This window comes from Bizionia sp. (assembly GCF_048259285.1).
GTDB classification, from domain to species: Bacteria; Bacteroidota; Bacteroidia; order Flavobacteriales; family Flavobacteriaceae; genus Algorimicrobium; species Algorimicrobium hallyeonense.
The window spans coordinates 16,036-29,700 of sequence record NZ_JBLXHU010000014.1 but is presented as its reverse complement, the minus strand read 5'-3'; the positions used below and the strand labels follow the sequence as shown (position 1 = coordinate 29,700).

General features: G+C 34.0%; 14 protein-coding genes. 5 read left to right on the top strand and 9 right to left on the bottom strand.

Annotation, left to right across the window (positions count from 1 at the left end; all coding sequences use genetic code 11):
- The first annotated feature begins 203 nt into the window (after positions 1–203).
- Together ACN0QX_RS08610 and aroQ are read left to right on the top strand one after the other, a co-directional pair.
- Entirely contained in the window at positions 204–842 is a 639-nt protein-coding gene (locus ACN0QX_RS08610; RefSeq protein ID WP_417196359.1) for a porin family protein, read from the top strand.
- A 63-nt stretch (positions 843–905) separates the two neighbouring features.
- Entirely contained in the window at positions 906–1,328 is a 423-nt protein-coding gene (gene aroQ, locus ACN0QX_RS08605; protein WP_417196357.1) for a type II 3-dehydroquinate dehydratase, read from the top strand.
- A 158-nt stretch (positions 1,329–1,486) separates the two neighbouring features.
- On the opposite strand, the gene lpdA is transcribed toward aroQ, so the two are convergent.
- From lpdA to msrB, 3 genes are all read right to left on the bottom strand, one after another.
- Complete coding sequence (gene lpdA / locus ACN0QX_RS08600; RefSeq protein WP_376860864.1) at positions 1,487–2,863, bottom strand: dihydrolipoyl dehydrogenase; 1,377 nt, start codon at positions 2,861–2,863, stop codon at positions 1,487–1,489.
- A 248-nt stretch (positions 2,864–3,111) separates the two neighbouring features.
- The gene (locus ACN0QX_RS08595) at positions 3,112–3,648 is read right to left on the bottom strand and encodes a DUF1572 family protein (RefSeq protein ID WP_417196355.1); all 537 of its coding nucleotides are present in this window, start codon (positions 3,646–3,648) and stop codon (positions 3,112–3,114) included.
- A 67-nt stretch (positions 3,649–3,715) separates the two neighbouring features.
- Complete coding sequence (gene msrB / locus ACN0QX_RS08590; RefSeq protein ID WP_248399165.1) at positions 3,716–4,198, bottom strand: peptide-methionine (R)-S-oxide reductase MsrB; 483 nt, start codon at positions 4,196–4,198, stop codon at positions 3,716–3,718.
- A 151-nt stretch (positions 4,199–4,349) separates the two neighbouring features.
- Between msrB and ACN0QX_RS08585 the strand changes: the two genes are divergently transcribed.
- Genes ACN0QX_RS08585 through ACN0QX_RS08575 form a run of 3 tightly spaced genes read left to right on the top strand, consistent with a single transcriptional unit; the run spans position 4,350 to position 7,351 of the window.
- The gene (locus ACN0QX_RS08585) at positions 4,350–5,180 is read left to right on the top strand and encodes a M48 family metallopeptidase (RefSeq protein ID WP_248399166.1); all 831 of its coding nucleotides are present in this window, start codon (positions 4,350–4,352) and stop codon (positions 5,178–5,180) included.
- 56 nt (positions 5,181–5,236) lie between these two features.
- Positions 5,237–6,634, top strand: a complete 1,398-nt coding sequence (locus ACN0QX_RS08580) for an MFS transporter (protein ID WP_417196353.1) — start codon at positions 5,237–5,239, stop codon at positions 6,632–6,634.
- Positions 6,635–6,649: 15 nt separating this feature from the next.
- The gene (locus tag ACN0QX_RS08575; protein WP_417196351.1) at positions 6,650–7,351 is read left to right on the top strand and encodes a hypothetical protein; all 702 of its coding nucleotides are present in this window, start codon (positions 6,650–6,652) and stop codon (positions 7,349–7,351) included.
- 84 nt (positions 7,352–7,435) lie between these two features.
- Here the strand turns inward: ACN0QX_RS08575 and ACN0QX_RS08570 are convergent, their stop codons facing one another.
- From ACN0QX_RS08570 to ACN0QX_RS08545, 6 genes are all read right to left on the bottom strand, one after another.
- A complete protein-coding gene (locus ACN0QX_RS08570; RefSeq protein WP_248399171.1) occupies positions 7,436–8,158 on the bottom strand; it encodes a head GIN domain-containing protein in 723 nt (240 codons plus the stop codon).
- Between the two features lie 37 nt (positions 8,159–8,195).
- Positions 8,196–9,290: a hypothetical protein gene (locus tag ACN0QX_RS08565; protein ID WP_417196350.1), complete on the bottom strand. Its 1,095-nt coding sequence runs from the start codon at positions 9,288–9,290 to the stop codon at positions 8,196–8,198.
- Positions 9,291–9,300: 10 nt separating this feature from the next.
- Complete coding sequence (locus ACN0QX_RS08560; protein WP_376860849.1) at positions 9,301–9,855, bottom strand: hypothetical protein; 555 nt, start codon at positions 9,853–9,855, stop codon at positions 9,301–9,303.
- A 10-nt stretch (positions 9,856–9,865) separates the two neighbouring features.
- Positions 9,866–10,429, bottom strand: a complete 564-nt coding sequence (locus ACN0QX_RS08555) for an RNA polymerase sigma factor (protein WP_248399176.1) — start codon at positions 10,427–10,429, stop codon at positions 9,866–9,868.
- A gap of 353 nt (positions 10,430–10,782) precedes the next feature.
- Positions 10,783–12,024: a hypothetical protein gene (locus ACN0QX_RS08550; protein WP_248399178.1), complete on the bottom strand. Its 1,242-nt coding sequence runs from the start codon at positions 12,022–12,024 to the stop codon at positions 10,783–10,785.
- A 479-nt stretch (positions 12,025–12,503) separates the two neighbouring features.
- On the bottom strand, positions 12,504–13,355 hold the full coding sequence (locus ACN0QX_RS08545; protein WP_417196347.1) for a hypothetical protein: 852 nt from the start codon (positions 13,353–13,355) through the stop codon (positions 12,504–12,506).
- Between the last annotated feature and the right edge of the window lie 310 nt (positions 13,356–13,665).

The window sequence follows — 13,665 nt, the reverse complement described above, 5'->3', positions numbered from 1 at the left end:
TTTAGCATATCCTAATATTACGTGTTTTTCTTCTAAAGTTAAAGTTATCAATTTGTTAGATAATTATTAATACCCATTATGAGGCTTTCCAATTTTATAAATTATTTTTTGCGTTATTTTTCTTACTGAAAACGTCAATTTCTATTTTAAAAGATAAACATCTTTGTACCATAATAATTATAAACCCTAAAAAAGCAAAACAAATGAAAAAAGTATTTTTAGTTGCTGCAGCCGCAGTTTTTAGCTTAACAAGTATATATGCACAATCGGATTCAAAAGCCGTTCAATTTGGAGTAAAAGGTGGTGTAAACTTTTCCACAATTACGAGTGATGATTTTAATGATTTAAAATCGCGTACTAGTTTTAATGTGGGTGTTTTAGCCGAAATCCCAATTACAGAACGCTTATCCATTCAGCCAGAAGTTATGTACTCTGGACAAGGTTTTGATGTGCGTGAAATAGATCAAGACAATGTTTTTGATACGGACGATAATATAGAATACCAATTGGATTATATCCAAGTACCTGTATTAGTTAAAGTGTATTTAGTTGAAGGATTAAGTGTAGAAGCCGGACCACAATTTGGTTTTAAAATTCATGAAGAGTTAGATTTTCAACCAAATTCGGATGGTGGTGATATTGAAATTAATCAAGATGATTCGTATATCAAAGATTTTGATACTAGTTTAGCTTTAGGAGCTGCCTATAAATTTGATAACGGATTTTTTGTAAATGGTCGTTATACATTTGGTTTAACAGATATTTTTAAAGATGATACTGTTTTTGAAAATCTAGATGCCAAAAACGCACTATGGCAAGTAGGTGTTGGTTTTATGTTCTAATCCACACATAATCATAAATTAAAACCGGAGTCCACACTTCGGTTTTTTTTATACCTTTACTTTATGAAAAAACTAATCATTATAAACGGTCCCAATTTAAACTTATTAGGGAAACGTGAACCGCAAATTTACGGGAGCTTAACGTTCATTGAATTTTTTGATACCATCAAGTCAAAATATGAGTCATTTACAATAGAGCATTTTCAATCTAATATTGAAGGTGAAATTATTGACAAAATTCAAGAAGTCGGTTTTAGCTATCATGGGATTATTTTAAATGCAGCCGCTTATACGCATACGTCTGTAGGCATTGGTGATGCCGTTGCTGCCATAGAAACCCCTGTTGTAGAAGTTCATATTTCTAATACGTTTAAGCGCGAAGGATTTAGACATCATTCCTATGTTGCACCTCATGCCAAAGGCGTTATTTTAGGATTTGGTCTTCAAAGTTATGAATTGGCTATTCAGAGTTTTATTCCATCCTAAATCCGTATTCAAGGTAAAAATTCCTTGACGTTAACATTAAAAACATACAAGCAAAAAGCACGATTCTTATAAGAATCGTGCTTTTTTATATTTCTAAATGGGATTCCTCCGGTAATAAGCTCTTCCATTTGAGAACCGTAAACCGGATTCCTTATTTATTAAAGGTGTATTACTTCACCATAAGCATCAGCAACAGCTTCCATAACTGCTTCACTCATTGTTGGGTGTGGATGTACTGCTTTTAATACCTCATGTCCTGTAGTTTCTAGTTTTCTTCCTAAAACAGCTTCTGCAATCATATCGGTTACACCAGCACCAATCATGTGGCAACCTAACCATTCGCCATATTTAGCATCAAAAATTACTTTAACAAAGCCATCTTTAGCACCAGAAGCACTCGCTTTTCCAGAAGCCGAAAACGGAAATTTTCCAACTTTAATATCCAATCCTTTTTCTCTAGCTTGCTTTTCCGTTAAACCAACAGATGCAATTTCTGGAGATGCATATGTACAACCTGGAATATTACCATAGTCCAAAGCTTCCACATGCTGACCTGCAATTTTCTCAACACATAAAATACCTTCTGCAGACGCAACGTGTGCTAATGCTTGTCCAGGTGTAACATCGCCTATTGCGTAGTAACCAGGAATATTTGTTTGATAAAAATCGTTTACTAAAATCTTATCACGATCAACCGCAATACCAACATCTTCTAAACCAATATTTTCAATATTAGACTTGATTCCAACAGCTGATAAAATAATATCTGCTTCCAGAACTTCTTCACCTTTCTTGGTTTTAACCGTTGCTTTTACACCAGTTCCCGATGTGTCTACTTTTGTAACTTCAGAAGATGTCATGATTTTAATACCACTTTTCTTAAATGAACGCTCTAACTGTTTTGATACATCTTCATCTTCAACAGGTACCACGTTTGGTAAAAATTCAACGATAGTAACATCTGTTCCCATAGAATTGTAGAAGTATGCAAACTCAACACCAATAGCACCAGAACCTACAACAATCATCTTTTTTGGTTGCTCTTTGAGCGTCATGGCTTCTCTGTAACCAATAACTTTTTTACCATCTTGTGGCAAACTTGGTAACTCACGAGAGCGTGCACCAGTAGCAACAATAATATGATCGGCAGAATATTCTTTTCCATCAACGTCTACTTTTTTTCCAGGTTTTAATTTGCCAAAACCCTCAATAACGTCAATTTTATTTTTCTTCATTAAAAACTTAACACCATTGCTCATGCCATCTGCAACACCTCTTGAGCGTTTTACAACCGCATCAAAATCTTTGTCAGCTTCTTTAACAGATAACCCATAATCTTCAGCGTGTTTCAAGTATTCAAAAACTTGAGCCGATTTTAAAAGGGCTTTGGTAGGAATACAACCCCAATTTAAACAAACACCACCAAGGTTTTCTTTTTCAATTACAGCAGTTTTAAAACCTAATTGTGATGCTCTAATAGCAGTTACGTAACCTCCAGGGCCACTTCCAAGAACAATAATATCGTATTTACTCATTGTGTTTTTTTTAATCGTTTTTTGATGCTACGAATTTACGAAACATAGCCGATATAATAAATTGTAGTTTCATTTTTATTTGGGCGTGACCTAAAGGTCGTGCTATTCACTATATCTTTTGCAGAAAAAGCAAAAGGATGCCGTTACTATCACTCACGCAGATGTGCTAATTTTTTAGCAAAAAGCATAAGCAATTAAGTTGTTTGCAATGACATAGAAATCTTTAATAGATACGCATCATTTGTAAACTATTTATTTTCTTTTTCCTTTGAAAATTTCACTTGGTTATAGGCTACGGATTTCCCTTTTGGAATTGATAAGGATTGCCATTCATTATCTTTCAACATTTTGCCAATATGTGCTATTTGACCAATGTGGTAGGCGTAGTGTCCTAATTGTCTAAAAATGGCTTCAGAAACTAAATGCTCTTCATTCCGGATATAAACTATGGTGTTTAGTTCGTTGTTTTTTAAAGGCTCAATGGCATCAAAAAGACATTTCCAACCGCGTTCCCACGCAGATATTAATTCGTCTTTATTGGTATAGGTGGCTTCAAACTCTTGGTCTCGTTGGCGCCAAATTTTTTCACCATCTTCCGTTAAAAAATTGGTCCATCTGCTGAACATATTACCAACCATATGCTTAACAATTATGGAAATACTGTTGGCCGAATCGTTATACTGCCAAGTCATTTCTTCAAAAGTTAATTGGTCGAACGTTTTATCTCCAACCGTTTTGTAGTAATTAAACTGCTTTATTATACCCGTTAATAAATCGTTTTCCATAAAATAAAAATAGCATTACAAAAATAGAAATTTTTATAATGCTATACTTTTTTAAAGAATGGGAAATTTAAGACTCTGGAATGAATTTTAAAGCCGTACCATTTATACAATGACGTTTTCCAGTAGTTTCCCGTGGGCCATCATTAAAAACATGACCTAAATGCCCACCACAATTTGCACAGTGTTCTTCATTTCTGGCGTAGCCTAAATCGTTATCGGTTCCAAACGCAACATTGCCCTCAATAACACGATCAAAACTTGGCCATCCGGTTCCGGAATCAAATTTATGTTCACTTTTATACAAGGGTGTTTCACAGGCAGCACATACGTAGGTTCCTTTTTTATAATTTTTATCTAAAGGGCTTGAAAACGCACGTTCTGTTCCAGCTTCGCGCATCACGTAAAACTGTTCAGGAGTTAATTCTTGTTTCCATTCAGCTTCGGTTTTGGAAATTGGAAATGCTGTATTCTCATTAGAATTCTTTTTTTGAGCAGAACTGTTACAGCTAAAAAAAACCGTTAATAGGACTACAGATAGGATATATTTCATAGTTGTTTTTCTTATTTGGTCGGAAAGACTATTAAAACATAACAGGTTATTTCAATTTATGTATTTATAACTTATATTTGTTAACTATTTAAAATTGAACTTTTAAAATGGTTCAATTTTTGTTAATTTAGAAAAAGAAAACCCAAAACACATGAAATTCAAACAAAAAATAAGTGGATTATTCGTATTACTTTTAGTCGCATCCTGCGCAACAAATCCATTTACAGGAAGTCAAACAATGGCTTTGGTTTCGAATGATCAATTATTCCCAACGGCATTTCAGCAGTATAATCAAGTTTTAGCAGAAAATAAAGTAATAACTGGTACGTCTCAATCTGAAATGATTAAGCGTGTTGGTCAGCGTATTTCAGTCTCGGCAGAACGTTGGTTAAATGCCAATGGCTATCAAGGTTATTTGGAAGGCTATAAGTGGGAATACAATTTAATAGAATCCGACCAAGTTAATGCTTGGTGTATGCCAGGTGGTAAAATTGCCTTTTATACAGGGATTTTACCAATTGCTGAAAACGAAACAGCTATTGCTGCAATTATGGGTCATGAGGTGGCGCATGCATTGGCTAATCATGGTCAGCAACGCATGAGTGCTGCTTATATTCAGCAAGGTATTGCTTTAGCTGGAAACGTACTTATTGAAGATAACCAAACACGTGATATTTTTAACCAATCGTACGGAATTGGTACGCAGGTTGGTGTTATGTTACCGTTTAGTAGAAGTCATGAAACAGAAGCTGATAAAATAGGGTTAATTTTAATGGCTGTTGCTGGTTATAATCCAGAAGAAGCGGCCAATTTATGGAGACGTATGGATGCCAATAGTGGTGGACAAGCACCACCTGAATTTTTAAGCACACACCCAGCCAATGCTTCACGAATTGAAAACTTAACTAATTTAGTACCACAAGCCAAGTCAGAAGCCAAAAAATTTGGCGTATCTGAATTTAGATCGTTAGGGAAATATTAACTGTTTAAAAATATTTGTTTACTTTAGGAGCTGCTCAAAAAAGAGCAGCTTTTTTTATGAAACAACCACTACCTAAAGGCAGTAAAAAACTTCTAAATGCTTGGGCTTTTTATGATTGGGCCAATTCGGTCTATACGTTAACCATAGCATCATCTATATTTCCAATTTTCTATTCGTCCTTATTTATTTCGGAAATTAAGGTCGTATCGGCTTTTGGCTACAATTTTAAGAGTACAGCACTCATTACATTTGTAACGGCGTTTACATTTCTAGTAGTTTCTATCTTGTCGCCTTTATTATCTGGAATTGCCGATTATATAGGGAATAAGAAAGCCTTTATGAAGTTTTTTTGTTACGTGGGTGGCATTGGTTGCATTGGGTTATATTGGTTTAGTTTAGATCACATTTACATTAGTTTACTCTGTTATTTTATGGGGCTTATTGGATATTGGGGGAGTTTGGTTTTTTACAATTCCTATTTACCAGATATTGCATTTCCTGAGCAACAAGACCGTATTAGTGCCAGAGGATTTTCATTAGGGTATGTAGGTAGTGTTATTCTCCTGTTATTTAATTTAGGGTTGGTTATGTTTCCTGGCGTATTTGGCTTTGATATTAGTATAGCCGATTCTATTAGAGAAACCGGTACTAATGCCAAAATTGCTTTGGCATTGGAGGATGCTAAAAATGCGGCGTCTGTTGAAGCCATGCGTGTGGCATTTGTAACTGTGGGATTATGGTGGATTTTATTCAGTCAATACACCTTTTACATACTACCTAAAGGCGTTAAAAATGGCGGAAAAGTAACACGGAATGTGGTACTGAATGGTTTTAGGGAGTTACGCCAAGTATGGCGACAATTAAAAGAAAATTTACGCTTAAAACGCTATTTAGCGGCATTTTTTGTTTTCAGTATGTCCGTACAAACTATTATGCTGATTGCGGTTTATTTTGGCGAGGAGGAGATTTTATGGGCTGACGATGGTCAAAAAACCTTTGGCTTAATTATCAGTATTTTAGTGATTCAAGTGGTGGCAATTTTAGGTGCTTTTCTAACATCTAGAGCTTCTGAAAAATTTGGAAATATTAAAACGCTAATTGCTGTAAATATTATTTGGATGCTGCTATGTTTAGCTGCCTATTTCGTTATTACGCCTATTCATTTTTATCTTACTGCAGGTTTTGTGGGATTAGTTATGGGAGGAATTCAAGCTTTGGCACGATCCACCTATTCTAAATTCTTGCCTGAAACTGCGGATACCACATCTTATTTTAGTTTTTATGATGTAGCCGAAAAAATAGGAATTGTCATTGGTATGATTATTTTTGCAACTATAGATCAGATTACGGGAAGCATGCGAAATGCCATTTTATTTTTATTCGTATTTTTCCTCTTTGGAATTTTGCTCTTATTTAGAGTGCCACGTGAATCGAACAACATAATAAAAAATTAATATAAAACTAGGAACATGAAACAATACCTCAAATCTTTGACACTTTTATCTCTTTCAATCTTTTTCATTACGTTTACTGCTTGTGATAATGAGCCGCTTGATGCCGGCTTAAACGGAGTCGAAGGCAATGGAAATAATGAACCAAGTGGAAACACCACGGGAGATTATTGGCCAAGAGCGGTGGGAAATACATGGACGTATAATGCCTTAGGCGGAACGGAAGAAACCTATACCATAATAGGAACCGAAATCATTGATGGTATCAATTACTTTGAGTTTGATAATTTATTAGGGATTCCAGCATGGATGCGTAAAGGAGGTGCCAATTATTATGTGCGCAATGAAGTTTATTATGAGCTTCCTGGTTTTGAGGTGCAGTCCACACCGTTTGTGGTAAATATGCTTAAGGATGACGCAGAAGTAGGTGATACATGGAGTTCTAATGTTAACTATACACTTTCGTTTACGCCAACAGATGGGGCACCAGGAATTCCTGATACACCTGTAAATGCACTATATACGTTAGAGATGATTGAACGGGATATGACTAAAACCGTAGAGGGAACCGCGTATACCAATGTTTTACATGTGCATTTAGTTGTGTCGGCATCGGGACAAACTGAAGAAGCGGATTATTTTTACGCAAAGGATATTGGCTTAATTGAATATATCTCAGGCGGTGGTTCTGTTACATTATTAGAATACACATTAAATTAGGGTAACTTAATGTCACTTTACAAAAAACCCGAAGCACGTGCTTCGGGTTTTTTTGTATCGCTCCTAATAAAATTCGTCCGTATTTTACTTCATGCTCACGCTCCCAGAACCCGAAATCTTCGTATCCTCTTTTGCTGGTCTTCCCTTATACGTTACATCTCCAGATCCTGAAACGCGCACTTTTAAATAAGCATTACTTACAACTTGAGCATCGCCAGAACCCGAAATGGTGACCTCTGTATTATCAGCTTCTAATCCATAACAGCTATAATCTCCAGAACCGGAAATACTTAATTCCAAGTCTCTGGTTTTTCCTGTTAATGTAATATCGCCTGAACCTGCCAAATGACTTTCTATTTCGTTGGCTACTATTTCCAATCGAATGTCTCCAGATCCAGCCAAATTAACATCAAATTCATCAGCCGTTATTTGGTCTTTACTGTATAAATCTCCAGATCCTGCTAAACTTACTTCTTCAATATCCTTAAAAGGAATTGTTACTTTAATTGTTTTTCCGCGACTGGTATTCAAATTAATGCCATTTTCTGTTTTTACTGAAAGCGTTCCGTTTTTTACTTCGGTAATGACATGTTTCAGCAAATTTTCTTCACCTTCAATTGTAAGTTGTCCTTCGGTTCCTGAAACCAAAATATAATCGAATGGTCCTGCACAACTAATTTCGGAGTAATCGCTGGTGTTTCTATCCTGAGTTACAACGTTGCCGTTTCCTGAAACTTTTTTACCAAATTGTGCGCAGCTAACAGCAGTGGTTAATAAGATGGTGAGTAATAAAATTTGATTTTTCATAGTGTTTGATTTTAGTGGTTATTATCTTGATTACTATTTAGTTTTTGTCAATGGTTACGCTTCCGTAATCTGAAATAATTTTAATGTAGTTATTCGTGTTGGAAGAACCGTAATACCCTTGATAATATTTACTGGTCGATTCATCACGTTTCTTATTAAATTCAAAGCCGTCATGACTGCGAAGCGATGCATAGTCTAAATCTATTTCAAAGTTGAAATGATAACCCGATTCAAAACCGATATGTATTCCAACATAATCGGAATCTATCGTAATGTTTTTAGCTGTAGCTTTGATGTTTTTTATTTTAATAGAACCATAATCTGAATCGATTGATACGTTTTTATAGATATCGCCTAAAACAATGGTTAAATAATCGCCAGAGCCACTAACATTATTAGCTCTATCCGCTGTAAGTGATCCATAGTCGCAATCGTATTTTAAATCTTCAATGGTTTCAAATTTGGAGTTGGTATAATCCGCTTCTAAATGTATGTTTTTAGCTTTTGCAACGGTAAACTCACTGTAATCGGCATTTATCGTTCCGTTGTTTATATATTCAAAGTAGGAATTTTTAGTATAATCAAATTCAATCTCATTCGTATTTCCCATTAACTCTTTGGTGGTAATTTTACCGTAATCGCAATTAATTTTGGCGTTTCCTTCTAATTTATCCAAAATAATACTGCCATAATCATTATCCAAATCAACGGAATTGGTCATTGGCATTTTTATTACATAATTCACCTTCATATTAATACTACTGTTACTGCCCCAGTTCCACCAAGAATTAGATTTTCCTTTACTAAAAATAGTCTTTGCTGAAACGTAATTTGAGCTCGCTTCAAAATCGACGTTAATATTGTCAATTTTTTCACGCACTTTATCTTCATTATTACCGCTAACAGTAATATTAACCGTGATTTCAATGCGGTTTTCATTCCATGTAATAATATTTAAGTTACCATAGCTATTATCAATTTTTAAGGTTGCGTTTTTAGAGACATTATAAGATTTCTTAATTGTTTTTTCTTCAGAATGTTTATCACGCTTTTCAGGATTTGTAGTAGCTGAAACTACTACAGGTAAAAGTGCGAAAATCAAGACGAGTTTATATAAAATGTTTGTTTTCATGAGGTATATTTTAAAGAGTTTTTTCTGATAAGTTGTTGTTTAATGCTTTTACATGTTCAATTTGTTTTAAGGTGTTTTCTAGAACTTCAATACGATTTTGAAAATTGGAAATCATGGCATAAATAACACGTTGATCTTGTCCGCTTTCAATTAAATCGGAAATAAGAATTTTATATTCAGCTTCCAATCTGTTTAGCTGCACCATAGCATCTTTAATAAGTAAGCGTGTTTTACTATTGGAGGATGCCTCTAATTTTTTTAATTCTGCAGAAATAGTAGCTGTAAAAAAACTTTCTGTTTTAGCCATTTCTGGCGAAACGCTTGCTAATCCCGTGATTTCTGAATTTGAATTGGATCCAATAGCTAGCGAAACCAATAATACAATGGAGGCCGCAATACTTATAATTGGTAACCACAGTTTTCGAACTTTAGGTTTGGGTTTATTGGTGATTGCCTGTTTATTTAGCTTTGCTAAAAAACGTTCTTCATGATTGTCTTTAGGCTGTTCTATATCAAAATCAGCTTGTAAATCAGTAAATAACGTATCTAAATCGTCTGGTTTCATAATAACTGTTTTAATAATTTAATATAGGCTCTAGGGCTTGTCTTAATTTTTCTTTTGCACGTGAAATGGTGGTTCTGCAATTTGCATAGGTTACATTGGTAATGATGCCAATTTCTTCATAATCATATCCTTCAATTAAATGTAGGGTTAATGCAATTCTGTAATTATCTTTTAAACTGTTTATGGCTTGAATAATTACCTTCACCTTATTGGTGCTTTCTGTTTCTTCACTACTTATACTAGAGCTTTCATCCTCTAATTTGTATAAAACGGCGTCTACAGGAACATTTTGGTGCTTATCATTTTTATGATACAGGTAAATACTTTTATTTACCACAATTCGTTTTAACCAAGCTCCAAATGTTGCTGCTTCCTGCAAAGTGTCAAGCTTGGTAAAGGCTGATAAAAATGATTCTTGCATAATATCTTCAGCTTCATAAGCGTTTTTTACAATTCTAAAAGCGGTATTATACATGGCTTTGTAATATCTGTTGTAAATTTCCAACTGCGCTTGTTGGTTACCAGATTGGCACAAAGCAATGAGCTCTTCAATATTTTTTGTGGTTAGTGTCAAAAATAAATCGGTTTGTTATTATAAAGATGCTACAAAAAACGAATTGTTACAGTTGAAAAGAAAAAAGTTTATATATTCTTTAAATTTATGAATTAAGAACTCAGTTGAAGAAGCTTCTGTAACAAATTCTCATTGAAATGAATGCGTGTTTTGAAGGTGGTAGAATTATTTTAGATAAAAGATAAAATCACTAGTAGAATTTTTTGAATTGGCGATAAAACAATATAGAATTTAACGGGTGTTTTATTTCCGGCCAATGAAAAAAGCGCCCTTTAGATTTAATTCTAAAAGGACGCTTTTTTTAATGGTCTAACAGACTAATTAAAGATTTGGGAATAAACCTCGTAAATCTATTATGGATTATATGGATCAATAACTTCCGCTCCTTGCCAATCTGAGAATAATTTTGGTGTATTATCCAATGTGAGGTTACTATATTCGAGGAAAAAATTATAACCATAATAATAATTGATGCTCACACCATATTCAAAGCAATTAATAAAGTTAACATCGTGAATTTTTAAATAATCAGTATGTCCTAATTTTATAGCGCCATTTGGATAACCTGTAGTTTTACCAGCATCCGAAATATCTAAAAACCTTATTTCATTTAATGGACTATTAGATTCTATACTTATTCCTTTCCAATACCCTGGAACCGCTTCTTTTCCTTTAATGGTAATTCTATTGTCTGCTGTACCAACCATTATAGTTTCATGTTGGTAAGAAAACGCATTATTAAAACGAATTTCACTTCCTGCATCCATAATTAATGTAACACCTGGCTTAAATGTAAATCGCCTTTTAGCGCTATTGCTTGGCTTAAATCCATTGGAGAAAAATGGTACATCTATATTATGAAATGTAATATCTTTGTTAACATCAGTGTGTTCTAACCGGATATAATCATTGACATTTCCAGAATAGGTACTAGTTTCATCAATAGAATTGATAAAATTTGGATTCGTTAAAATAGGAAGATCATTCCTTGTAAACGTTGAATTTGAAATGTTTAAGGTGGATGCGTATCCTACCCAATGCAGGCCTATTTCTTGACAATCTTGAATGGTGCAGCTATCCAACTCCATAACAGCTCCCCAAGAACCTATAACAGCACCTTTATAGTTCCAGCCTCCAGGACGAATTTGACCTGCATATTCAACCGTTACATGGCTCATAATATTAGAAGGATTATCGCTAGTCATTAATAAACCTCTCCAATGTCCTTTGTTTTTTTCTGTACCTGTTAAAATTATAGGATTGCTAGAGGTTCCCCTCATTTCTATTTTATAATTTTCATCTTCTATAAATTGTAATCCTGCATTTTTTTCAAACGCAATTACAACACCTGCGTCAATTAGTAGATTGGCTTTAATTCTAGGATCGCAACTTATAATATAATCTACTGGCGCATCCGGTATATTTTCGAGATGAATATCACCTCCAGCACTAAAGAAATCGCAGTCCAAAAGTGTTGGTGGCACATTATTTTGAGGAATTGGCTCTATGCTATCGTCACTGCTACAGCTCGAAATAGCGAAGCCCATGGCAAGTAAAAAGATTAATGGTTTTAATGTAATTTGTAATTTTTTCATAATTAGTTTTATTTATTATATAGTTTAACAAAAATAGATTCTGTGTTTTCTTTTGTAATATCTAAAGGCAAAAGACCCTGATGAATTACGCTTGGTTTTATAGTTTAAAACGTTGTTCTTAATTTCTCGGTTATCGAAACCGTTTTATATTTCTTTAGTGTTTTAAAAAAAGATAGGTAAATACATTACTTAATAAATTTTTAAAAAGTTTAATTTTCTATATAAAGGCCTAGTTACTTTTGAGTTATTTAGGGTGTTTTATGAAATCGATTTATCAGTTCGCCATAATAATTTGAAATTATGGTTAAAACTGTAAGCTATCTGTGATATAGTTTTCAATGGGATTATTTTATATATCCTAAACGTTTACCATAAAAAAACATCCAGTAGTATGCTTTAACCAAACCTATTGGATGTTAATGCAAGTTGTCCTACAATATAAATAGACCTTATTTTTATAATAAAATGGATATTTTAAATTATAGTTTACCTAAAACGTCAACTACCTCATAATTGCTTAAATCAAAATATTTAGGATTTGACTTTTCACTAAACTCTGTTATATCCATTTGCATACTCGGCGTGTCTCGATTTTTTTCAAAATAAACACTTCGTATCATCATGCCTCTTGGTGCATTTTCGTCTGTTGAAGCTGAATTGGCCGTGGCTGGCGAATTTATAAAATTCTTTATCTGTCCGCCAAAAAGATGGTTTTCGCTTAAATCGATTGTAATATCTTGGGTAACCCAAACATGGGTAATCGTTTTCTCCTCTGCGTTGGTATAAATATACTTACGAGAATTATAACCATTAATTTCCTTTTGCTCATTGGTACGTTCCCAAGTTCCAGTATCGTCATCCAAATCCATTTGATGTTCCGCCATGCGTTGCGCCATTTTTTGAAAATTAATCATAGGCATTTTTGTAGCCGATTTTTGTTTAGGATTTACCATATACATGGCTGCACCTTTATAGTCAAAAAGCATTCGGGTTTCATTTTTATCATCTTCATTCATAATCATGCATTCACCCGTTTCACCAAAAACGAGTTTTGTGGTATTTGTATCATCTAATTTGCCATTTTTTTTAAAGGATTTAATTTCCATTGCTAGTGTGGCTTTTACAGGATTCTCTGGTATTGGGTAGCGCGTATCATTTTCGTAGGTTACATCGCGGAGGGCATCGCGTCCTTTTTCTCGTTCCGGTTCCGCATATTTCTCCTTCATATCATTTTTAATTTTTCGCTTAATCATGCCGCGTTGGGCATGTAAAGGCGCGCTAAATGCAAAAATTAATAGGGCTGTAATGGCATATACATGTAATCTTCTCATAATTTGTGTGTTTAATATTTCTATATATTAATGTGTAACGAAATAAAAGGTTAACAAAATCAACCATAAATTATCTAGTAAATAAATTATCAAACTACTATTCCTAATCTGTTAAACCCTTGATACATTATCAATAGAGTTGTTATACGCGAAGTTTTGCGGCTCTGAAAATTTAACAAAAATGTATATTTAAGCAGGTATGAATTAAATAAGACTTAAGAATAATTGCAAAATGCACTAGTTTTAAGGGACTTTTTATTCATGGCATATAAATTGAATACTATAGGCATATATACAGCTGTAATAAGGT